The sequence below is a fragment of the Roseateles sp. P5_D6 genome (genome assembly GCF_054049415.1).
The window spans coordinates 345,984-368,298 of record NZ_JBFUMK010000003.1 but is presented as its reverse complement, the minus strand read 5'-3'; the positions used below and the strand labels follow the sequence as shown (position 1 = coordinate 368,298).

The 22,315-nt window shown below is 69.0% G+C and carries 18 protein-coding genes; 9 read left to right on the top strand and 9 right to left on the bottom strand.

Features of this window, described 5'->3' with window-relative positions:
- Window positions 1-42 precede the first annotated feature (42 nt).
- Genes ACXJKM_RS05705 through purB form a run of 3 tightly spaced genes read left to right on the top strand, consistent with a single transcriptional unit; the run spans window position 43 to window position 3,673 of the window.
- Window positions 43-1,218, top strand: a complete 1,176-nt coding sequence (locus tag ACXJKM_RS05705) for a YjgN family protein (protein WP_457350863.1) — start codon at window positions 43-45, stop codon at window positions 1,216-1,218.
- Window position 1,219: 1 nt separating this feature from the next.
- Window positions 1,220-2,263: a M48 family metallopeptidase gene (locus ACXJKM_RS05700; protein WP_457350861.1), complete on the top strand. Its 1,044-nt coding sequence runs from the start codon at window positions 1,220-1,222 to the stop codon at window positions 2,261-2,263.
- 33 nt (window positions 2,264-2,296) lie between these two features.
- Window positions 2,297-3,673 carry an adenylosuccinate lyase gene (gene purB / locus ACXJKM_RS05695; RefSeq protein WP_457350859.1) on the top strand — a complete coding sequence of 459 codons (1,377 nt, stop codon included), beginning with the start codon at window positions 2,297-2,299 and terminating at the stop codon, window positions 3,671-3,673.
- Window positions 3,674-3,789: 116 nt separating this feature from the next.
- Here the strand turns inward: purB and ACXJKM_RS05690 are convergent, their stop codons facing one another.
- Window positions 3,790-4,299, bottom strand: coding sequence for a GNAT family N-acetyltransferase (locus ACXJKM_RS05690; RefSeq protein ID WP_056200196.1), 510 nt, complete (start codon window positions 4,297-4,299; stop codon window positions 3,790-3,792).
- Between the two features lie 73 nt (window positions 4,300-4,372).
- Here ACXJKM_RS05690 and ACXJKM_RS05685 point away from each other — a divergent pair, with 73 nt between their 5' ends.
- Genes ACXJKM_RS05685 through ACXJKM_RS05670 form a run of 4 tightly spaced genes read left to right on the top strand, consistent with a single transcriptional unit; the run spans window position 4,373 to window position 11,451 of the window.
- The gene (locus tag ACXJKM_RS05685; RefSeq protein ID WP_056200193.1) at window positions 4,373-6,598 is read left to right on the top strand and encodes a putative bifunctional diguanylate cyclase/phosphodiesterase; all 2,226 of its coding nucleotides are present in this window, start codon (window positions 4,373-4,375) and stop codon (window positions 6,596-6,598) included.
- Window positions 6,598-7,401, top strand: a complete 804-nt coding sequence (gene pyrF, locus ACXJKM_RS05680; RefSeq protein WP_457350857.1) for an orotidine-5'-phosphate decarboxylase — start codon at window positions 6,598-6,600, stop codon at window positions 7,399-7,401. The genes ACXJKM_RS05685 and pyrF overlap by 1 nt, the downstream gene beginning before the upstream one ends.
- A gap of 2 nt (window positions 7,402-7,403) precedes the next feature.
- Window positions 7,404-10,709, top strand: coding sequence for a PAS domain S-box protein (locus ACXJKM_RS05675; protein ID WP_457350855.1), 3,306 nt, complete (start codon window positions 7,404-7,406; stop codon window positions 10,707-10,709).
- 28 nt (window positions 10,710-10,737) lie between these two features.
- Window positions 10,738-11,451 carry a queuosine precursor transporter gene (locus tag ACXJKM_RS05670; RefSeq protein WP_056200182.1) on the top strand — a complete coding sequence of 238 codons (714 nt, stop codon included), beginning with the start codon at window positions 10,738-10,740 and terminating at the stop codon, window positions 11,449-11,451.
- 241 nt (window positions 11,452-11,692) lie between these two features.
- On the opposite strand, the gene ACXJKM_RS05665 is transcribed toward ACXJKM_RS05670, so the two are convergent.
- The 3 genes from ACXJKM_RS05665 to ACXJKM_RS05655 form a co-directional block, all read right to left on the bottom strand.
- The gene (locus tag ACXJKM_RS05665; protein ID WP_056200180.1) at window positions 11,693-12,394 is read right to left on the bottom strand and encodes a PEP-CTERM sorting domain-containing protein; all 702 of its coding nucleotides are present in this window, start codon (window positions 12,392-12,394) and stop codon (window positions 11,693-11,695) included.
- Window positions 12,395-12,543: 149 nt separating this feature from the next.
- The gene (locus tag ACXJKM_RS05660; RefSeq protein WP_056200177.1) at window positions 12,544-14,871 is read right to left on the bottom strand and encodes a xanthine dehydrogenase family protein molybdopterin-binding subunit; all 2,328 of its coding nucleotides are present in this window, start codon (window positions 14,869-14,871) and stop codon (window positions 12,544-12,546) included.
- Window positions 14,872-15,037: 166 nt separating this feature from the next.
- The gene (locus ACXJKM_RS05655) at window positions 15,038-15,508 is read right to left on the bottom strand and encodes a (2Fe-2S)-binding protein (RefSeq protein ID WP_056200173.1); all 471 of its coding nucleotides are present in this window, start codon (window positions 15,506-15,508) and stop codon (window positions 15,038-15,040) included.
- Window positions 15,509-15,580: 72 nt separating this feature from the next.
- On the opposite strand from ACXJKM_RS05655, the gene ACXJKM_RS05650 reads away from it, so the two are divergent.
- Window positions 15,581-16,249, top strand: a complete 669-nt coding sequence (locus ACXJKM_RS05650; protein WP_056200170.1) for an alpha/beta hydrolase family protein — start codon at window positions 15,581-15,583, stop codon at window positions 16,247-16,249.
- Here the strand turns inward: ACXJKM_RS05650 and ACXJKM_RS05645 are convergent.
- The 4 genes from ACXJKM_RS05645 to ACXJKM_RS05630 form a co-directional block, all read right to left on the bottom strand.
- On the bottom strand, window positions 16,246-17,016 hold the full coding sequence (locus ACXJKM_RS05645) for an FAD binding domain-containing protein (RefSeq protein WP_235532029.1): 771 nt from the start codon (window positions 17,014-17,016) through the stop codon (window positions 16,246-16,248). The genes ACXJKM_RS05650 and ACXJKM_RS05645 overlap by 4 nt on opposite strands.
- A 10-nt stretch (window positions 17,017-17,026) precedes the next feature.
- Window positions 17,027-19,384 carry a xanthine dehydrogenase family protein molybdopterin-binding subunit gene (locus ACXJKM_RS05640; protein WP_056200164.1) on the bottom strand — a complete coding sequence of 786 codons (2,358 nt, stop codon included), beginning with the start codon at window positions 19,382-19,384 and terminating at the stop codon, window positions 17,027-17,029.
- 2 nt (window positions 19,385-19,386) lie between these two features.
- Window positions 19,387-19,863 (bottom strand): (2Fe-2S)-binding protein, encoded by a 477-nt coding sequence (locus ACXJKM_RS05635; RefSeq protein WP_200955308.1) that lies wholly within the window; start codon window positions 19,861-19,863, stop codon window positions 19,387-19,389.
- Window positions 19,864-19,979: 116 nt separating this feature from the next.
- Complete coding sequence (locus ACXJKM_RS05630) at window positions 19,980-20,471, bottom strand: nuclear transport factor 2 family protein (RefSeq protein WP_056200161.1); 492 nt, start codon at window positions 20,469-20,471, stop codon at window positions 19,980-19,982.
- A gap of 119 nt (window positions 20,472-20,590) precedes the next feature.
- Here ACXJKM_RS05630 and ACXJKM_RS05625 point away from each other — a divergent pair, with 119 nt between their 5' ends.
- Window positions 20,591-21,589: an XdhC family protein gene (locus tag ACXJKM_RS05625; RefSeq protein WP_056200158.1), complete on the top strand. Its 999-nt coding sequence runs from the start codon at window positions 20,591-20,593 to the stop codon at window positions 21,587-21,589.
- An 89-nt stretch (window positions 21,590-21,678) separates the two neighbouring features.
- Here ACXJKM_RS05625 and ACXJKM_RS05620 read toward each other — a convergent pair whose 3' ends face one another.
- Window positions 21,679-22,311: a DUF6515 family protein gene (locus ACXJKM_RS05620; RefSeq protein ID WP_157281813.1), complete on the bottom strand. Its 633-nt coding sequence runs from the start codon at window positions 22,309-22,311 to the stop codon at window positions 21,679-21,681.
- Window positions 22,312-22,315: the final 4 nt, after the last annotated feature.

Sequence of the window (22,315 nt, the reverse complement as noted above, 5' to 3'; positions counted from 1 at the left end):
CCCGCTGCAGCAGACGGCGGCGCCTTCACCCAGGGAGTTTCCATGCACACCGCCGCAGCCGTCCCGACGACGGCCGATCTGCCTCCGCCCAACACCGAGCCCGCGCCGCGTGTTCTCGAGATCCGCTTCACCGGCTCCGGCAGCGAGTACTTCCGCATCTGGGCCGTCAACCTGCTGCTGATCCTGCTGAGCTGCGGGCTCTACCTGCCGTTCGCCAAGATGCGGCGCATCCGCTACCTCTACGCCAACACCTTGATCGACGGCGAGGCGCTGGCCTTCCATGGTGACGTCTGGAAGATGTTCCGCGGCTTCGTGCTGATGGCCGTGCTGATGCTCGTCTACACGTTTGCCGGAGAGTTCTCGCCCATGGCGGCGCTGCTGGCCTTCGTGCTGGCGGGTGCCGCCTGGCCGGCGCTGTGGCGGGCATCGATGCAGTTCCGCCTCGGCAACACCAGCTGGCGTGGCTTGCGGATGGGCTTTGAGGGGTCGCTGGGCGCAGCCTATCTCGCCTACCTGCCGGTGTTCGTGCCTGCCGCGCTGGCGCTGGCCTGGAGCCTGAAGAGTGAGGGCTCAGGCGGTGGCGTCCTGGCCTGGCTCGGGCAGGCGTTGCAGTTGGCCGCCCTGCTGGCGGCGCCCTGGTCCACGGCGCTGATCAAGCGCTACCAGCACAGCGGCTACCGCATCGCCGGCGAGCACAGCGGCATCCGGCTGCACACGCGCTCGGTCTACTTCATCGGCTTCAAGTCCGTCCTGCTGGCGGTACTGATGCTGGTGGTTGTCTCGATATGCGCTTTCGCCCTGGGCAGCCTGCTGGGGCTGGCCACCACCGGCAAGATCGACGCCAAGGGTAGCAGCACCTACGCCGGGTTTGCCTGGGCGGGGATGGTCTACCTGTTCGTCGGCAGCGTCGTGCTGCCCTACTACGCCTCGCGCATCCAGAACCTCGTCTGGGGCAATACCCACAGCGCGTCCCTGCGCTTTCGCAGCGAACTCTCCGGCCTGAGGGGGCTGACGCTGAAGAACTGGCTGCTGATCGTCGCCACGCTGGGCCTGTACCGGCCCTTCGCCGTCATCGCCACCATGCGGCTGCGGCTGGAGTCGGTGAGCATCGAGAGCAGCACGGACCCGGCCACATGGGTGGCGCCTGCCGGGACTGAGCGCACCGACGCCAGCGGCGAGGTGGCGGGAGATTTCTTCGGCATGGACGTGGGGCTCTGACATGAGCGCATCGACTTTCATCACCGGCCGTTGGTTCGACGGCCAATGCGGCATGGCCCAGCCCGTCGAGGTGAGCCTCCACAACGGCGCGCTGCGCTTCGGCGACCGCGCCACCCCGCTGGATCAGGTGCAATGGCCCGAGCGGATGCGCCATGGCCAAAGGCAGATCCTGCTGCGCGGCGCGGGTGTGATCAGCTTCCCCGATGCCGCCGCCTTCGACGCCTGGGCCGACAGCGTCGGCCAACTGCCGGGCCTCGTCGCGCGCTGGCAACTCAGCTGGCATCTGGCGCTGATGTCTCTGGCCTTGCTCACGGTGCTGCTCGCTGCTGGTTGGCGCTGGGGCCTGCCCTGGGCCAGCGACCGCCTCGTCGAGCGCGTGCCCCTCAGCGCCGAGCAGCCAATCGGCGAGCAGGCCATGGCGCTGATCGACAGGCAGATGGTGCGACCCACCCAGCTCAGCGAGGCAGAGCAGCAGGCCTGGCGCCAGCGCTTCGAGCGCATGCTGACCACGGCGCGCGCCGCCGGCATGCGCGACCTGCCTGAGCACTGGCAGCTGCATTTCCGGCGCACCACCCCTGCGCTGGGACCCAATGCCTTTGCGCTGCCCGGCGAGCAAATGTGCGTGACCGACGAACTCCTCGAAATGCTGAAGGGCGAGCCCGACGCGGTGCTGACCATCCTCGCCCACGAGGCCGGCCATGTCAGGCACCGCCACGGCCTGCGCATGGGCTTGCGCGCGGGCGTCACGGCCGCCGTCACGGCGTTGTGGCTGGGCGACTATTCCAGCCTGCTCAATGGTCTGCCCATCGCGTTGCTCACCAAAGGCTACTCACGCGACTACGAGCGCGAAGCTGACGCCTTTGCCCGCGAACTGGCCAGCCGGGGCGGTGTCGACCCGGCGCGCATCGCTGTCTTCTTCGAACGCATCCGCGAAAAGTATGGCGGTGCCGAGAGCCCTTTGGCCATTGCGTTCAGCTCCCATCCTGGCGACAGTGAGCGCATCGCCTTCTTCAAGGCCGAAGGCCCCGCAGCCCCCAAAAACTAGAATCGCGGGTTTTCCACGCTCCGCCGGCCCGCCATGACAACGTCCGAATACTCCGCCATCAGCGCCCTCTCGCCGCTGGACGGCCGCTACGCCGCCAAGGTGGCCGCCCTGCGCCCGCTGCTGTCCGAGTACGGCCTGATGCACCGCCGCGTGCAGGTCGAGGTGGAGTGGTTCATCGCGCTGTCGGACGCCGGCTTCAAGGAGTTCAAGCCGCTGTCGTCATCCGCCCGCTCGCGCCTGCGCCGGCTCGTCAAGAAGTTCAGCGAGGCCGATGCCGAAGAGATCAAGGCCATCGAGCGCACGACCAACCACGACGTGAAGGCGGTGGAGTACTGGATCAAGCGCAGCTTCGAGGGCCAGCCCGAACTGCTGGCGGCGAGTGAGTTCGTCCACTTCGCCTGCACCAGCGAGGACATCAACAACACCAGCCACGCGTTGATGCTGAAGGCGGCGCGCGATGAGGTCATGCTGCCTGCGCTGGACGGCATCATCGAGAAGCTGCGTGGCATGGCCCACCAGTTCGCGGCCGTGCCGATGCTGAGCCGCACGCACGGCCAGACGGCCAGCCCGACGACGGTTGGCAAGGAGATCGCCAACGTCGTGGCCCGCCTGCAGACGGCGCGCGCGCGCATCGTGGCGGTCAAGCCGCTGGCCAAGATGAACGGCGCGGTCGGCAACTTCAACGCCCACCTGTCGGCCTGGCCCAAGCACGACTGGGAAGCCTTCTCCAAGGGCGTCATCGAGAAGCAGCTCAAGCTGAGCTTCAACCCGTACACGATCCAGATCGAGCCGCACGACTACATGGCCGAGCTGTTCGACGCGTTCACGCGCGCCAACACCATCCTGATCGACTGGTCGCGCGACGTCTGGGGCTATATCTCGCTGGGCTACTTCAAGCAGCGCACCAAGGCCGGCGAGATCGGCAGCTCGACGATGCCGCACAAGGTCAACCCCATCGACTTCGAGAACGCGGAAGGCAACTTCGGCCTGGCCAGCGCGGTGCTGACGCATCTGAGCCAGAAGCTGCCGRTSAGCCGCTGGCAGCGCGACCTGACCGACWSCACCGTGCTGCGCAACATGGGCGTGGGCCTGGGCTATGCACTGCTGGGCTATGACTCGCTGGCCAAGGGACTGGGCAAGCTGGAGGTCAATGAGGCCGCGCTGGCCGACGATCTCGACGCCGCCTGGGAAGTGCTGGCCGAGCCCATCCAGACCGTCATGCGCCGCTTCGGCCTGCCCAACCCCTACGAGCAGCTCAAGGAGCTGACGCGCGGCAAGGCCATCACGCAGGAATCCATCCGCGCCTTCATCGAAGGCCTGGACCTGCCCAAGGCCGAGAAGGCCCGGTTGCTGAAGATGACGCCGGGCAGCTACACCGGCCTGGCGCAAGACCTGGCGAAGCGAATCTAATGGCTTTGCGGGACAGACCGAGCGAGCGCAAGCGAGTAGCTCTGTCCCCAACTGATTAGGGAAGCTTTGCGGGACAGACCGAGCGAGCGCAAGCGAGCCGCTCTGTCCCCAACTGGCTAGAGAGCCAAGCGGAACACCCTCGAGAGATCGTTGTAGCCCTCGAGCTGTTCCTGGCCCTGCTCGATGAAGCCCAGCTTGCCCAGCAGGGCCACGCTGGGCGTGTTGTCAACGGCCGTGATGGCCATCAGCACCGGCCAGCCCAGCGCCGCCTTCGCATGCGCCACGCAGGCCTGCGCCGCCTCCAGCGCGTAGCCATTGCCTTCATGCTCGGCCAGCAGCGCATAGCCGAGGTCGGGCTCGGGCAGGGCGGGGCGCTTGAACAGGCCGCACATGCCCACAAGCACGCCGTCGGTGCGCCGCTCCAGGGCCCAGAAGCCGTGGCCGAGCTCCCGGTAGGCCTTGAACAGCCGCCCCTCGGCCCAGGCCAGGGCGTCATCGACGGTGCGCACGCCGGGGTTGTTGATGTTGCGGATCCAGCCCGGTTCGTTGACCAGGCGGAGCAGGAAGGGCGCGTCTAGCGGTGTGAATTCACGCAGCGACAGGCGTTCGGTATCCAGGATATGCATGAGGTCAGACAATAACCGGTCATGCTCCAATTCCTGCCCGCCCACCGGACCCCTGCCGCCGTATAGCCCGTTCATGAGCTTCGCGCCCGACTCCAGCGACAACCCCGCGCTCAGCCAGGCTTTGCGCGAACTGGATGTCATCCTGGCCAACGCGGGCGTCGGCGTTGTCTTCGTGAAGGCGCGCACCCTGGTGCGCTGCAACCAGCGCTACGCCGAGATCTTCGGTTTTGACAGCCCGGATGCGGCCGTTGGCACCAGCAGCCTGGAGTTGTACGAGAGCGAGCAGGACGCCCGCAGCCTGGGCGCCCGGGCCTACCCGGTGCTGGCCGCCGGTGAAACCTTCCGCGACGAGCAGTTGATGCGGCGCCAGAACGGCGAGCTGTTCTGGGCCCATCTGACGGGCCGCCTCATCCATGCCGACGATCCGGCCGATGGCTCGATCTGGATCGTCGATGACATCCACGAGCGCAAGCTGGCCGATGCCACGCTGCAGGACCTGCACGCCGAGCAGCAGCTCATCTTCGACCACGCCATGGTCGGCATCGTCTTCCTGCGCGGCCGCCGCGTGACGCGCTGCAACCGCGCCTTCGAGCAACTGTTCGGCTATGCGCCGGGCGAGCTCGACGGCCAGTTGTCGCGCGCCTGGTACCTGACCGACGAGGACTGGAAGGCCGCTGGCGACGCCTGCTACGCGCCGCTGGCGCGCGGCGACGCCTTCCACGCCGAGATGCTGCTCGCCCGCAAGGACGGCACCTCCATCTACTGCGAGGTGCGCAGCAAGGCCATTGACCGCAGCGACCTGTCGCGCGGCTCGATCTGGATCACCCAGGACATCACCGCCCGCAAGCAGGCCGAGCTGGAGCTGGTGCAGGCCAAGGCCCAGCTTGAGGCCCTGGTGGTGCAGCGCACCGAGCAGCTCAGCCAGACCGTCGCAGCCCTGGAGCTCAAGATTGCCGAGCAGCAGGCGGCGGAGGCACGCGCCGAGCGCCTGGCCCTGTTCGACGGCCTGACCGGCCTGCCCAACCGCCACCTGCTGGCCGACCGCGCCAGCCAGGCCATCGACATCGCGCGCCGCGGCGACGAGCCGCTGGCCGTGCTTTTCCTGGACCTGGACCACTTCAAGAACGTCAACGACTCCCTCGGCCACCGCGTCGGCGACAGCCTGCTGACCCAGCTCGCCTCACGGCTGCGTGGCGCGGTGCGCGAGCAGGACACCGTGGCCCGCATGGGTGGCGATGAGTTCGTGCTGGTGCTGCCGCTGACCGACATCGCTGGCGCCGCCCACCTGGCCACCAAGCTGATGGCGCTGGCCAGCGCGCCCTTTCACGTCGAGCAGCAGGAGCTGACCGTCACGCCGTCCATGGGCATCGCGATGTTCCCGACCGACGGCGACGACTTCGACACGCTGTGCAAATGCGCCGACGCGGCCATGTACCGCGCCAAGCGTGACGGCCGCAACGCCTACCGCTTCTTCACCAGCGAGATGCAGGCCCAGTCGGCCCGTGCCCTGCAGTTGGAGAACGCGCTGCGCCGCGCCCAGGAACGCAACCAGCTCAGCCTGCATTACCAGCCGCAGTTCTCGCTGGATGCCGATGGCGACAGCACCATCGTCGGCGCCGAAGCCCTGCTGCGCTGGAACCATCCCGAGCTGGGCTGGGTCTCGCCGGCCGAGTTCATCCCGGTGGCCGAGACCTCAGGCCTGATCCTGCCGATCGGCGAATGGGTGCTGCGTGAAGCGCTGTCGCAGCTGCGTCGCTGGGATGCCGCCGGCCTGCCCGGGCTGACCATGGCCGTCAACCTGTCGGCCGTGCAGTTCCGCCATGACGACCTGCCCGAGCTCGTTGGCCGCGTGCTGGACGAGGTCGGCATGCCGGCCGGGCGCCTGGAGCTGGAGCTGACGGAGGGCGCCGCCATGGACAACCCGGCCGTCGCCATCACCGTCATGAACGAACTGCATGCCCGCGGCGTGCATCTGTCCATCGACGACTTCGGCACCGGCTACTCATCGCTGAGCTATCTGAAGAAGTTCCGCGTCAGCAAGCTCAAGATCGACCAGTCCTTCGTGCGCGACCTGACCGACGACGCCGAAGACCGCGCCATCGTCGACGCCGTCATCCGCATGGCCGGCGCCCTGGGCCTGCAGACCCTGGCCGAGGGTGTCGAGACCGAGGGCCAGCTCGCCTTCCTGCGCCGCCAGGGCTGCCATGCCGTGCAGGGCTATCTGTTCAGCCGGCCGCTGCCGGCCGAGGCCTTTGCAGAATTCGTCCTTGCCCGAACCCTTCCCATTTCCGCCTACTGATGACCTTCGTCGCCCAGCTCCAAGCCCTGACTCCCCAATCGCGCCTTTGCGTCGGCCTCGATCCCGAGCCGTCCAAGCTGCCGGGCGCCTGGGCCGGCGACGCGTCGAAGTTCTATGACTTCTGCGCGGCAATCGTCGACGCGACCAAGGACCTCGTCTGTGCCTTCAAGCCGCAGATCGCCTACTTCGCCGCCCACGGTGCCGAAGGGCAGCTCGAGCGCCTCATCTCGCACATCCACGAGGTCGCGCCCGGCGTGCCCGTCATCCTCGACGCCAAGCGTGGCGACATCGGCTCCACCGCCGAGCAATACGCCCGCGAGGCCTTCGTGCGCTACCAGGCCGACGCCGTCACGCTGTCGCCCTTCATGGGCTTCGATTCCGTCGAACCCTATCTCGCCTACGAAGGCAAGGGCGCCATCCTGCTGTGCCGCACCTCCAACAAGGGTGGCGACGACTGGCAGATGCAGCGCCTGGCCGACGTGCCCGGCCAGCCGCGGCTGTTCGAGCATCTGGCCCATCTGGCCGAGACGCAGTGGAACCGCAATGGCCAGCTCGGCCTTGTCGTGGGCGCCACCTACCCTGGCGAGATCGCCCGTGTGCGCGAGCTCGCACCGACGCTGCCGCTGCTGGTGCCGGGCGTTGGCGCACAGGGTGGCGATGCGGCAGCCGTCGTGCAGGCCGCGGGCCGCAGTGCGCCGCTGGTCGTGAACTCCTCGCGCGCCATCCTCTACGCCAGCAGCGGTGCCGATTTCGCCGAGCGCGCCCGTGCCGTGGCCGAAGCCACCAGATTGGCGCTCGCCTGAACATGGTGCGGACCGGCGAAGAACTCAGCAGCCTCGTCGGGCACGCCGAACCGCCCGAGCAGCAGCGGGAACGATTGCAAACCAGCATGCGCTGGCAGGCCTCGCTGGTCTTCCTGATGGCTTGCGGCCCGGTCTTCGTGCCGGTGGCCGCGCTGCTGTGGCTCACGCGCCAGCGCGGTGAATGGCTGGACGGCTGGCCGCCGGTGGCGCTGGCCCTGCTGATTTCGGTGCTGGCCCTGCTGCGCCTGGTCGTGCTCTCGCGCGCGCCGCGCCGCAAGGAACAGCCTCTCATCACGCTGGGCATGATGGCGCTGGTACTGGCCCTGCCGGTGGCCGCTGCCGTGTCGCGCGACCTGGGCCTGTGGTCGCTGTGCCTGCCGCTGATGAGTCTGGTCGTCGCCTTCGCCACGGGATTGCTGGGCCTGTTTGCCGGCGCCGTGCTGACGTTGCTGGGCGCCGTCGCGCTGGCGGGCCTTGGCGCCGGCGAGGCACTGGGCTGGGTCACGCATCCCATGGGGGCGTCCAGCCTCGTGCTGCGTGTCATCGTGCAGTTCGGCCTGCTGGGCTCGGGCCTGGTGGCCGGCCTGGGCCTGTTGAGGATGGTCAAGCGCTCGCTGGCCGAGGCCGACGAGCGCACGGCGCGTTTCCGCGGCCTGCTGGGCATGGCCGTGGACTGGTACTGGGAGATGGACCGCGAGTTCCGCTTCACCCATGTCGCCGAGGAAAGGCCCGGCACCTCGGGCCTGGACCTCAATTCACGCCTGGGCAAGACCCCGTGGGAAATCGACGGCATGGGCCTGTCCGATGACGAGCTCGACGCTCACCGCGCCGATCTCGAATCGCACCGACCCTTCCATGGCATGGTGGCGCGACGCGTCGGCATGGACGGCAGCGCGCGCTGGGTCTCCATCAGCGGCGAACCGCGCTTTGACGCGCAGGGCAACTTCCGCGGCTATTGGGGCGTGGGCCGTGACGTGACGGGCGAAGTGGCCGCCGAGCAGACCGTGCAGGCGACCGAGACGCGCTACCGCGAGTTGTTTCGCCGCTCGCCCAGCCCGCTGGTTCTGCACCGCTGGGGCCGCGTCGTCGACGCCAATCCGGCGGCCATGGCGATGTTCGGCTACGCGCAGCGCTCCAGCATGATCGGGCAGGACCTGTTCAGCCATTACGAGCCCGGCGACGACGAGACCGCCCGCCAGCAGGCCGCACGGCTGGAGGGCATGGCCCCGGGCGCGATGCAGCCCATGGCCGAGTACCGGCTGCGCACGCTGTCGCGGCGGCGCCGCCTGGTGCAGGCCACCAGCGTGCGTGTCGAGACCGCCTCGGGTCCGGCCACGCTGACCTTCTTCACCGACCAGACCGAGCAGAGCCGCGCCCAGGACGCGCTGCGCCGCTCGGAGGGCCTGCTGTCGCACCTGGTGGCCACCAGCCCCGACGTCATCACGCTGACCGAGGCCGAGAGCGGCCGCTATGCGATGGTCAACAAGGCCTTCGAAAGCTTGACCGGCTGGAGCAATTCCGAGGTGCTGGGCCGCACGGCCGAGGACATCGGCATCTGGCACAACGCCGCCGACCGCACCGCCATCCGCGAGGCCATCCACCGCRACGGCCTCGCCAACAACGTGCCCATCAGCTTCCGCCGCAAGGACGGCAGCGCCGTCTCCATGCTGGTGTCGGTCGCGCCTTTCGAGATGGACGGGCAGAACTACCTCGTGCTGTATGCGCGCGACGTGAGCGAGAGCGAGCGCACCCGCCTCGTGCATGGCGCCATCCTGGAGAACGCGTCCATCGGCATTGCCCTCACGCGCGACCAGCAGTTCGTGCTGGCCAACCCGCGCGTGGAGGCCATGTTCGGCTGGGAGCGCGGCGCGTTGATCGGCCAGCATGGCAGCGTCGTCTGGCCCGGCGTCGAGGAGTGGCAGGCCGTGGGCCGCGACCTCGGGCCGCAGCTCGCGGGCGGCCAGCAGGTCGAGGCCGAGCGCATCATGCGCCGCCGCGACGGCTCCACCTTCCTGGCCCGCCTGCTCGCCCAGGCCGTCGACCCGGCCCACCCGAGCCGCGGCGGCACGATCTGGATCATCGAGGACGTCACCGAGCGCCGCCGCGTCGAGCAGCAGCTCGCCCACGCCAAGGACGAGGCCCAGGCCGCCAGCCGCGCCAAGAGCGCCTTCCTGGCCAACACCAGCCATGAGATCCGCACGCCGCTCAACGGCCTGCTCGGCCTGGGCCGCCTGGCCCAGCAGCCCGACCTCTCCGACCAGCAGCGGCGCGACTATCTCAACCAGATGATGGACAGCGCCGAAAGCCTGTCCGGGCTGATCTCCGACATCCTGGACCTGTCCAAGATCGAGGCCGGGCGGCTGACGCTGGAGAGCCAGCCGTTCTCGCTGCGCGAGCTGCTCGCCTCCATCCGCCTGGCCTACCTCACGCTGGCCCAGGCGCGCGGCCTGACCTTCGCCGTCGAGATCGACCCGGCCCTGCCGAGCTGGGTCTTCGGCGACCCGCTGCGCACGCGCCAGATCCTGTCCAACTACCTGACCAATGCGCTGAAGTTCACCGAGACCGGCGGCGTCACGGTCAGCGTCAAGGCCCTGCCCGCCAACGCGCGCGGCAGCGCCGGCGAGTGGGTGCACATCGAGGTGCGTGACACCGGCCCCGGCATCGCGACCGAACAGCAGGGCCGGCTCTTCCAGCCCTTCACCCAGGCCGACGAGTCGACGACGCGGCGCTTCGGTGGCACGGGTCTGGGCCTGTCCATCTGCCGCGAACTCGCCATGCTGATGGGCGGCGAAGTCGGCGTCAACAGCGCCCCGGGCGAGGGCTCGGCCTTCTGGGCCGAACTGCCCCTGCCCGCCGCGCCGGCGCCCATGGCCCACCAGCCGCGCGAGACGCGTGCCCAGAGTGCGGCCCACGAGGCCCTGCATGGCCGGCGCGTGCTGATCGCCGAGGACCATCCGGTCAACATGCTGATCGCCGTCGCCCAGCTGGAGCAGTGGGGCATGGAGGTCGCCCAGGCCAGCGACGGCCGCCAGGCCATCGAGGCCGTGCTGGCCGCGGCCAGCGTCGGCAAGCCCTTCGACATCGTGCTGATGGACGTGCAGATGCCCGTCATGGGCGGGCACGACGCCACCCGCGAACTGCGCAAGCACTTCTCGGCCGCCGAGCTGCCCATCGTTGCGCTGACGGCGGCGGCCCTGATCTCGGAGCGCGACGATGCCTTTGCCGCCGGCATGAACGACTTCCTGACCAAGCCGATCGACACGCCCAAGCTGCATCAGACCTTGCTGCGTCTCACAGGCAAGCACTGACAATGCCGGCTCCAACAGGAGGAGCCCCATGACCCCATCAGCGCCCCGCAGCTTCAAGTACTACGACTTGATCATGGCGGCCTTCGTCTGCGTGCTGCTGTGCTCCAACCTGATCGGTGCGGCCAAGGCGGCCCAGCTGACCTTGCCGGTCATCGGCACGGTCACCTTCGGCGCCGACCTGTTCTTCTTCCCGATCAGCTACATCTTTGGCGACATCCTGACCGAGGTCTACGGCTACGGCCGCGACCGCCGCGTCGTCTGGGCCGGCTTTGGCGCCCTGGTGTTCTCGGCCTTCATGGCCTTTGTCGTCGTCAACCTGCCGCCGGCGCAGAACGACTTCATGGCGGCCTACCAGCCGCACCTGGACGCCGTGTTCGGCAACACCTGGCGCATCGTCGCGGGTTCGATGATCGCCTTTGCCTGCGGCAGCTTTGCCAACAGCTTCGTGCTGGCCAAGATGAAGATCGCGACGCAGGGCCGCATGCTGTGGGCACGCATCGTCGGCTCCACGGTGGTGGGCCAACTGGTCGACACGGGTGTCTTCTTCCTGATCGCCTTCTACGGCATCTGGCCCAACGACCAGCTCTTCGCCGTCATCGTCACGCAGTACCTGTTCAAGACCATCTGGGAGGCCGTCATGTACCCGCTGACTGCCAAGGTCGTCGCCTTCCTGAAGCGCGCCGAAGGTGAAGACCATTACGACCGCGGCACCAACTTCAACCCGTTCTCGATAAAAGTGTGAGCCCCTCGCCCGGTCCCCCTGGAGGACGGCGATGCTTGCCGGATCGACCGGCAAGCACATCGTCAGACGGGCCGGCTTGGTGAACTGGAGCCGGACACAAGCAGTCCCTGCGGACTGCTTGTGCCTACGGAAGGCCATTGGCCTCTGGCCAATGGCAGGCCCGGCGCTTGGTCCGGAATACCGCGGGCCCAAAGCAAAACGGCGGCCCGCGGGCCGCCGTTTTTCATGGAGGACTGTGGGTTCAGCTGCGGCGACGGCGCGCGCCGACCGCGACGACCAGTGCCAGGCTGGTCAGCGCCAGGCCCGTGGGCTCGGGCAGGCCGAAGACCTCGACCGCCGTACCCTGCACGCCAACCGTGAAGCCATTCCAGTACTCGTTGGTCAGGCTGTTCCAGGTGACGGTGTCGAAGCTGCCCTTGAAGCGGATGGCGCCGTGGGGCTCGCCGCTGCCGATAAGCTGGTACTCGAACACGCCGCCGCCGTGGTCGATGACGTTCTTGGTGACATTGCCGCAACCCCAGTAGCCGCAGCCGACGCTGAGGATGTCGAAGTCCTGGTCGAAGCCGTAGCCGTTGCCGTTCAGGCTGATGAAGGCAAACACCGGATTGGCGATGGCCTGGGAGAAGTGCAGCGTCTGTGAGCCGGCAGCCGCCAGTGCGATCTGGTCAGAGCCGGTAGGCCGGTTGTCGACGGCGCTGCTGGTGTAGGACGTGCCGTAGGCCCAATAGTCGAAGCCGCTGCCGGTGTCGTAGAAACCGACGCCCTGGCGGTTGGTATAGGTCACGTTGACCGTGGCGGTGGTCGTCGTGATGACGCCATAGCCCTCGAAGCCGGCGGCGTTGGGATTGCTGCTTTGCCAGTCGGTCCAGTAGACGGGTGCGGCCTGGGCAAACGCGGTGCCCGCGAGGAGGGCGGTGGCAAGCAGATGCTGAAGAGTTCTCATGGCGCCGCCCTCGAAAGAAGAAATGATCTACGGCACGCAAACTTCGCGCCATTGCCCATTCTTCCTGGGCGGTAAGCGGCCGCTTCGTGCGACGGAGAGCACGACTGTCAGCTGCATCGACACCCCGTGAACGAGGGGGGCGGCTGCCCTCAGGCCCGCAGCGGCAGGCTGCGCCGGCGCTCGCCCGTCAGCGCGAACCAGGCATTGGCCAGGGCTGGCGCAACCGGCGGCAAGCCAGGCTCGCCGACGCCGCTGGGCAGGCCGTCACTGGGCATCAGATGGGTCTCGATGACAGGGCATTGGGCCAGCGTCATCAGCGGGTGGTCGGGGAAGCTCTTCTGCTGCACCTCGCCGCCCACGATGTCGATGCGTCCCCACAGCGCGGCTGTAAGCCCGAAGACGATGCAGCTCTCCATCTGGCGCACGACGATGCTGGGGTTGACGACAGTGCCGCAGTCGATGGCGCAGACGACCCGCTTCACGCTGGGCCCCTGGTTCCGCGTCACTTCCACGACCTGGGCCACGACGCTGCCAAAGCTCTCGTGCACGGCCACACCACGCGCCACGCCCGTTGGCAGTGGCTGCCCCCAGCCGGCCGCCTCGGCCGCGCGCTTCAGCACGGCCTGGTGGCGCGGCAGGCCCTCCAGCAGCGCCAGGCGAAAGGCCACCGGATCGGCCTTGGCGGCGTGGGCCATCTCGTCGATGAAGCTTTCCTTGAAGAAGGCGTGGTGGGAATGACCCACGGCGCGCCACATGCCGACCGGCACGCCGCTGTGCGTGGCCTGGTGGGCGACGCGCGTGTTGGCGATGGCATAGGCCAGGTCGAAGAATCCTTCGGAGGCCGTCTTGTCGGGCGCGTCGCCGCGCTTGAAGAGGGCGGCCGGCGCGCGGCCATCGGGGAAGGCGTTGCGGTTCAGCACGTCCAGCGTCGGCGCCAGCCCGGGCATGACGCGCTCGGCCCAGCGCGGCAGCAGGGCGTCCGCGGCATTGGTGATGGCCAGCGCCACAGGGCGGCCTTGGGCGTCCAGCCCGCCCTGCAGCACGGCCACCTCGGCGGGGCGATAGAAGTCGTGCGTCATGTCCTCCTCGCGCGACCAGACCAACTGCACCGGCAGCCCGCCCATCTCCAGCGCGACGCGCACGGCCTGGGCTATGAAGTCCACCTCCAGCCGCCGGCCGAAACCGCCGCCGAGATAGGTCACGTGCACCGTCACCGCTTCCGGCGTCACGCCGGCCACGCGCGCGGCGATGTCGCGCGCAAAGCCCGGCACCTGGGTCGGCGCCCAGACGCTGACGTGGCCGTCCAGCACTTGGACCGTGCAATTCATCGGCTCCATGGTGGCGTGAGCGAGATGAGGCGCGCTGTAGATAGCCTCCAGTTTCGTCGCGGCCCCGGCCAACGCGGCTTTCACATCACCCTGCTTCAGGAAGGCGAAGCCATCGCCGGCTTCGTGGGCGCGGCGCGCCTCACTCTCCAGCGACGCGAGGATGGCCCTGGAATCCAGCCTGCCGTTCGGCGGCGGCTGCCATTGCACGTCCAGCGCCTTGGCGGCCTCCAAGGCATGCCAAGTGGTGCGGGCGACGACGGCATAGGCCGCCGTGGAGCCCGCGATGGGGCCGAGGGCCACGACGCGCAGCACGCCGGGCCGCGCGCGCACCGCGTCGACGTTGGCCGGCCCCAGGCCGCCGCCCAGCATGGGGCAGTGGCGAATGGTGGCGAAGACCTGACCATGCTCGCGCACGTCCAGGCCGAAGCGCGCACTGCCGTCCACCTTGGCGGCCAGGTCCAGGCGCGGCAGGGCCTGGCCGATCTGCGTCCACTGGCTGCGCGGCTTCAGCGCCACGTCGCCAGGCGGTGTCAGCGCCGCCTGGGTGGCGAGCTCGCCATAGTGGCTGAGCGCGCCGCTTGCATGGTGGATGACGCCGGCCTTGACCGACAGCTCGGCCACCGGCAGCTTGTGCTTCAGCGCCGCGGCGCCCAGCAACTGGGCGCGCGCCGTGGCGGCCGCCAGGCGCAGTGCATCCCAGGCGTCGGCGACGGTCGAGGAGCCACCTGTCAGGTTCAGCCCGAGCTCGCGAGCGACCTTGGCCGTGACCCAGGACGAGAACCTGAAGGCGCGGCGCTCGTGGTCGCGTGGACCGAAAGGGATATTGCCCAGGGAGGTGGCGATATTGCCGTAGATGGCGTCATGGCCGGCTGGCGTCAGGCGCACCGTGTGCAGCGGCACGTCGAGCTCTTCGGCCACCAGCTGCGCCAGTGCGGTATGCACGCCCTGGCCCATCTCGCTGCGGTTCATGGCCAGCAGCACAGTGCCATCGGCGGCGATCTTGATCCAGCCATTCAGCCCGACCTCGCCGTTGACCGGCGGCAGCGTGTGGGCGTTGCCCAGGCGTGAGCGTGGCGGCATGAAGCCCCAGCCGACGATCAGCGCCCCCAACGCGCCAGCCCCGGTCAAGAGCAGCGTCCGTCGCTTCATGTCGGCCCCTCGCCCGATGGGTACATCGGTCGGCCTTGCAGGCCGCGCTGCGGTCGGTGCCGCAGCTCTTCGGCAGGCATCGCCAGCCCACCGGGCTGGCGAAGTCGGGCCTCAGCCCCCGAGGGGATGCGGGCCGGCTCGGGAGCGGCCCAGCGCTCGGCCCGCCTCATGGCTTGGCCTTCATCTGTCTGGCCGCTTGCTTGATCGCGGCGCGCACGCGCGGGTAGGTGCCGCAGCGGCAGAGGTTGGTCATCGCCGCGTCGATGTCGGCGTCGCTGGGGGCCTGGTTCTTGGCCAGCAGCGCCGCGGCGGCCATCAGCATGCCGCTCTGGCAGTAGCCGCATTGCGGCACCTGCTCGGCCAGCCAGGCGAGCTGCAATGCATGGGGATGGTCTTTGCCTGCGAGGCCTTCGATGGTCGTGATGGACTTGCCCGCCACAGCGCCCACCGGCGTCACGCAGGAACGCGTTGCTGCGCCGTCGACATGCACCGTGCAGGCGCCGCAGGCGGCGATGCCGCAGCCGAACTTGGTGCCGGTCAGGTTCAGGCCGTCGCGTAGCGCCCACAGCAGCGGCATCGCCGGGTCGCTGGCGATGCCTGGCAGCGTCATGGCCTGGCCGTTTACTTTCAGTTCCATCAAGGCGGGCCCGGGTGGGGCGAAACATCAAAACAGCAGCGCAGGATAGCGGGCAGGACCGAAAATGGCGTCATGAGCCTCCCTCAAGATGCAACAGCGCCCGGCCTGCTGTTCGCCCTGCTCCCTGACAGCGGCATCGCCCCCGATGGCCCCGACACCCTCGCACCGCTGGCCGCGGCCCTGCATGCCCAATATCCCAACGCGCTGACGCTCAATCTGCACCCGCCCCTGCGCGACGCCGAGGGCCGCTGCCGCTGGTGGCTGGACGCTGCGCCCGGCGCCGAGGGCGTCAGCGCCGCGCTGCCCCATCTGATCGAGCGCCTGCGCCTGGAGGCCCGCAAACTGGATCTTCCCTGGCAGCGCGTTGCGCTGGCCGGTGTTGGCGACGGCGCTTTGCTGGCGCTGGAGGCCGTGCAGGCCGAACCCGAACTCGTCGGCCGCGTGCTGGCCTTTGCCGGCGGCTACCTGGCCCGGCCGGAGCATGCGCCGCAGGACGTCTGCGTGCACCTGCTGCATGGGCTGGCGGACCAGCGCTTCCCCTACCGCCACCTGGTGGACGCAGCCCAGTCCCTGGTCGACCTCGGTGCCGATGTGACGGCCGATCTGCTGCCCCATCTCGACCATGGCCTGCACCCGGCCCTGATCGACAAGGCCATGGAGCAGTTGCGCACCTTCATTCCCTCGCGGCTGTGGCGCGAGGCGGTGGTGGCGGCGCAGGAGAGCGAAAAGACCGCGAGCTAAGCCGCTGCGATGGCCCGCGCGGCCAGCTCCGGGATCAGCGCCGCACGATAGGCCGCCGTGCCGTGCAGATCGCTGTTCAGCCCATCGGCGCTGACCTTGACCGCACGTGCCGCGGCCGCGCTCCAGTCGCGGCCGAGCGCCGTCTCCAGCTCGCTGCAGCGGAACACACCCGGCCCAGCGCCGGTGACCGCCACGCGCACGCCGCCGTCCAGGCGCGCCACGAACACGCCCACCAGCGAGAAGCGCGAGGCCGGCTGCTTGAACTTCTGCCAGGCGGCCGCCTTCGGGATGGGGAAGCTGACGGCGGTGATCAGCTCGCCGTCCTGCAGCGCCGTCGTGAACAGGCCCTGGAAGAAGTCGTCGGCGGCGATCTGGCGGCTGCTGGTGTGGATGGTGGCGCCCAAGCCCAGTACGGCGGCCGGGTAGCAGGCGGCGGGGTCGTTGTTGGCCAGGCTGCCGCCCAGCGTGCCGACGTTGCGCACCTGGCGGTCGCCGATGCGGCCGGCCAGGTCGGCCAGCGCGGGGATGGCGCGCTGCACGTCGCTTGAGGCGGCGACCGTCGCGTGCGTCGTCGCGGCGCCGATGCGCACGGTCTTGGCATCGACCGTGATGCCCTGCAACTCGGGCAGGCGGCGCACGTCGACCAGGCCTGCGGGCGCGGCCAGGCCGAGCTTGATGGCGCCGAGCAGGGACTGGCCACCGGCCAGGAATTTGTCTTCCGCGCCCAGGCGGGCGGCGGCGACGGAGGATGCGGCTTGGTAGTTCATCGTCATCTCCTCAGGCCTTGGCCGATTGCAGCGCCGTCCAGACCGTGCACGGCGTGGCCGGCATGGCCAGGTCCTTGACGCCGATGGCGTCGCAGATCGCGTTCATCACGGCGGCCGGCGAGCCGATCGCGCCGGCTTCGCCGCAGCCTTTCACGCCCAGCGGGTTGTGCGTGCAGGGCGTGCCCTTGGCTGTCTGCACGGTGAAGCTCGGCAGGTCGTCGGCGCGCGGCATCGCGTAGTCCATGTAGCTGCCCGTGAGCAGCTGACCCGATTCCGGGTCGTAGACGCCATGCTCCAGCAGCGCCTGGCCGATGCCCTGCGCCAAGCCGCCATGCACCTGGCCTTCGACGATCATCGGATTGACGATGTTGCCGAAGTCGTCCACCGCGCTGAAGCGGGCTATGCGCACGACGCCGGTGGCGGGGTCCACCTCCACTTCGCAGACATAGCTGCCAGCCGGATAGGTGAAGTTGCTCGGGTCGTAGAAGGCGTTCTCGTTGAGGCCGGGTTCCAGCTTGTCGAGCGGGTAGTTGTGCGGCACGTAGGCCGTCAGCGACACCTGGGCGAAGGGGATGGCGCGGTCGGTGCCGGCGATACGGTACTCGCCGTCCTTGAACTCGATGTCGCCCTCGCCCGCCTCCAGCAGATGGGCGGCGATCTTCCTGCCCTTGGCGATGACCTTGTCCACCGCCTTGACGATGGCCGCGCCGCCCACGGCGAGGGAGCGGCTGCCATAGGTGCCCATGCCGAACAGCACCTTGCCGGTGTCGCCGTGCTGGATGTCGATGTCTTCCAGCGGAATGCCGAGGCGGTCGGCCACGACCTGCGCGAAGGTCGTCTCATGGCCCTGGCCATGCGAGTGGCTGCCGGTGAAGACGGTGACCTTGCCGGTTGGATGCACGCGCACCTCGGCGGCCTCGAACAGGCCGGCGCGCGCGCCGAGCGCCCCGGCGACATTGCTCGGCGCCAGGCCGCAGGCTTCGATGTAGGTCGAGTAGCCGATGCCGCGCTTCAGCCCCTTGGCCGCGCTGACGGCCTTGCGGGCCGCGAAGCCCGCCACGTCGGCGAGCTGCTGCACTTGCGTGAGCGTGGCGTCGTAGTCGCCGATGTCATAGGTCAGACCGACTGGCGTCGCGTAGGGAAACTCCTTGATGAAGTTGCGGCGGCGGATCTCGGCGGGATCGATGCCGAGCTCGTGCGCGGCCGTTTCCACCAGCCGCTCGACGACATAGGTTGCCTCGGGCCGGCCGGCACCGCGGTAGGCGTCCACCGGCGCGGTGTTGGTGAACACGCCGGTGACCTCGGCGTAGATCTTCGGCGTCGTGTACTGGCCGGCCAGCAGCGTCGCGTACAGGATGGTCGGCACGCAGGAGGCGAAGGTCGACAGGTAGGCGCCGAGGTTGGCCGTCGTGTGCACGCGCATGGCCAGGAAGGCACCGTTGCTGTCGGTGGCCAGTTCTGCCGTCGTCACATGGTCGCGGCCATGGGCGTCGCTGAGGAAACTCTCGCTGCGCTCGGCCGTCCACTTGATCGGCCGGCCCAGCTGCTTGCTGGCCCAGACCAGCGCCGTCTCCTCGGCGTACAGGAAGATCTTGGAGCCGAAGCCGCCGCCCACATCGGGCGCCACGACGCGCAGCTTGTGCTCGGGAATGCCGAGCACGAAGGCGCACATCAGCAGGCGCTCGACGTGCGGGTTCTGGTTGGCCACATAGAGCGTGTAGTGGTCGCTGCTGGGGTCGTAGCTGGCGTTGGCGGCGCGTGGCTCGATGGCGTTGGGGATGAGGCGGTTGTTGCGGAACTGGAGCTTGGTGATGTGCGGCGCGTTGACAAAAGCCGCGTCGGTCGCGGCCTTGTCGCCGCAGCCCCAGGTGTAGCAGCGGTTGTCCGTGGCTTCGTCGTGCACCGTGCCCGCGTGGCCGGCCGCCGTGGCCGTGTCGGCTACCGCCGGCAGCTCCTCGTAGTCCACCTCCACCAGCGCCGCCGCGGCCTTGGCTTCGGCCAGGGTCTCGGCCACGACCAGGGCCAGCGCGTCGCCCACGTAGCGCACCTTGCCGTCAGCCAGGATGGGGTGCTTGGGCTCCTTCATCGGCGTGCCGTCGATGCTGTTGATCAGCCAGCCGCAGGGCAGACCACCGACGTCGCGGAAGTGCTCGCCCGTGTAGACGCCCAGCACGCCCTCGGCCGCCTTCGCCGCGGCGGTGTCCACGCGCTGGAGCCGCGCATGGGCGTGGCTGCTGCGCACGAAGACGCCGAACGTCTGGCGTGGCAGCACGATGTCGTCGGTGTACTGGCCGCGGCCGGTCAGGAAGCGCGCGTCCTCGCGGCGCTTGACGCTCTGGCCGATGAAGCCTTCCTTGGGTGCGTTCATGGTCAGGCTCCCTTCATGGCTTGGGCACCGACCTGCACGGCGCGCACGATGTTCTGATAGCCCGTGCAGCGGCAGAGATTGCCCTCCAGCCCCTCGCGGATGGCGGTCTCGCTGGAACAGTCGTGGTGCTGCACGAGATCGATGGCGCTCATGACCATGCCCGGCGTACAGAAGCCGCATTGCAGACCGTGGCATTCCTTGAAAGCGGCCTGCATGGGATGCAAGACGCCGTCGGCGCCAGTCAGGCCTTCGATGGTGGTTACCGCCGCGCCGTCGGCCTGCACGGCCAGCATGCTGCAGGACTTCACCGCCCGGCCGTTCAAGTGGACGGTGCAGGCGCCGCATTGCGCGGTGTCGCAGCCGACATGGGTGCCGGTCAGTGCCAGGTCTTCGCGCAGAAATTGCACCAGCAACTGGTCGGGCGCGACCTCGCGGCTCACCGTCCGCCCGTTTATTGCCAGCTTGATAGGAATGCCCATCTCGATGTCTCCTCGGTGCGGCCTGGGTGGCCGTCGCGAGGCTATCGTCGCCTGCCGTCGGGCAGGCAGGGGCTGCGCAAACCCCTATAGATGGGCAGTCAGCTGCCCGGCGGGTGTCAGTGCTTGGTGTCGGGGTCCCAGTGCTCGGCGATCTTGCCGTTCTCGATGCGGAACATGTCGAACCAGGTGGTCGTGTAGGTCTTGGTGGCGTCCTTGGGGTCGGGCAGCTCGCTGACGAAGCTGAGGATCACCAGATCGCGCTCGGCCACGATGGCAACCAGCGGCGCCTTGACGCGGGCCTCGATGGGCTTGGGTGTGGCGACCTTGGAGAACACGTCGACAAAGCCGGCGCGCCCGGTCGGCACCTCCGGGTTGTGCTGGATATAGGACTCGGCCAGGTAGCGGTCCGCCAGCTCCATGTGCCCGCCCTCGAAGACTTCGCGCCAGAAGTTGTAAACCAGGCGCTTGTTGGCCGCGAGCTTGGGGTCGCTGCTGGCCAGCAGCTTGGCGTGGTCGGGCTGGGCCTGGACCGGCAGCTGGGGGAGGGCCGAGCCGGCCAGGCTGGCCAAACTGGCAAAGAGGAGGGTGGCGAGAAAGGCTTTCTTCATGAGGGACTTTCAACGAGGGTTGGCCAGTGTAGGAAGCGGCCCGTGTGTGGCCGCACGTCATGGTCGCTGCAAGCTGGCGCCGCTCGCGGTATGGTGGCGGCTGACCTCACCGACAAGACATGGACAACCTCGATCTCAGCGTTTTGCGCACGGCCGCCGCGTGGCGGGCCGAGGCACGTGGCGTCGTGCTGGGCACGATCACGCGCACTTGGGGCTCGGCGCCGCGGCCGGTCGGGTCGCTGGTGGCCGTTCGCGACGACGGGCTGATCGCCGGCTCGGTGTCCGGCGGTTGCATCGAGGACGACCTGGTCGCCCAATTGCGTGCGGGCAGCTTGAAGTTGGCCCGGCCGACGCCGTTGCGTTACGGCGTTGGCGCCGAGGAGGCGCGCCGCTTCGGCCTGCCCTGCGGCGGCACGCTGGAGCTGATGCTGGAGCCACTGGGGCCGCAGTCGGGTGTCGACGCGTTGCTGGCACGGCTGGAGCGCGGCGAGCGCGTGCGCCGCACGCTGGACCTGGCAACCGGCATCGCCACGCTGGCCGACGCCGAGCCGGGTGCCGACACCTTGACGCTGACCGACACCCAGCTCGTCAGCCACCATGGCCCGCAATGGCGCTTGCTCGTCATCGGCGCCGGCCAGATGACCGACTACCTCGCCCAGATGGCGCTGGCACTGGGCTATGGCGTCACCGTCTGCGACCCGCGCGCCGAGTACGCCGATGGTTTCGCCATCCCTGGCGTCACGTTGACGCGCGACATGCCCGATGACGTCGTCATCGCCTTCAAGCCCGATGGCGCCACGGCCATCGTGGCGTTGACGCACGACCCCAAGCTGGACGACCTCGCGCTGATGGAGGCGCTCAAGGGCGCGGCCTTCTATGTGGGCGCCATCGGCTCGCGCGTCAACCAGGCCAAGCGCCGTGCGCGGCTGGGCGAGCATTTCGGGCTGACCGATGCGGAGCTGGATCGCCTGCATGGCCCCGTCGGCCTGGACATCGGTGCGCGCACGCCGCCGGAGATTGCGCTCAGCATCCTGGCGGAGATGACCGCCGTGAGGTACGGGCGCCCCTCGCCCAGTCGCGTCTCGCTGAACGCGGACGCGCCTGGTCGGTCCCCCTAGGGGACGGCGATGCTCGCGGCGTTGAGCCGCGAGCACATCGCCTGACGGGCCGGCTTGGGAGCGGCCCGGCGCTCGGCCCCAGAGAGGCGTTACTTCATCGTGTAGCCGCGGCCGTCCATGCAGGCTTCGATGGCGCGGTTGAACACGCTGCTGTCGGCCTGCGCGTTCGGCTGAGTCGTCGCCCAGCGGTTGCAGTCGCGGCGGTCGTTCTCCAGTTGCTCGGGCGACTGGCCGTTGCGCGGATAGACGATGGGTTCGGGCCTCGGCGCCGGGGCCGCAGGTGCCGGCATCACCTGGGCCGTGGCGGCTTCGGGCGGCGGTGTCGTGACGACGTAGCCTTCCGGCACCGGCCGGTAGTAGACGCCGTTGGCGTAGTAGTAGGGCAGGCCGCTCAGCGTCAGCGTGACATAGGCCGGTGGCAGCAGCGGAATGACCACGCCGACCGGTGGCAGCACGACGCGGTAGCGCGGGCCATAGGGCTGGTACCAGACGCCGCCGTGGAACCAGTAGCGCCCCGGGCCGGCGCCGATCATGACCGAGCCGTAGGGCACGTGGGGTGCCACATAGCCGGGCGCGGGGTAGTAGTGGTCGTGGTGGTAGCGGTTGTCGAACACCATGCCGATGTTGGCGCGAACGCGCACGTCGGCGTGGGCGGCCGGTGCGGCCAGAACAGCGGTCAGCGCCAGCAGGGCCGCAGCAGAGGAATGGAGCAGAGTCTTCATCGTC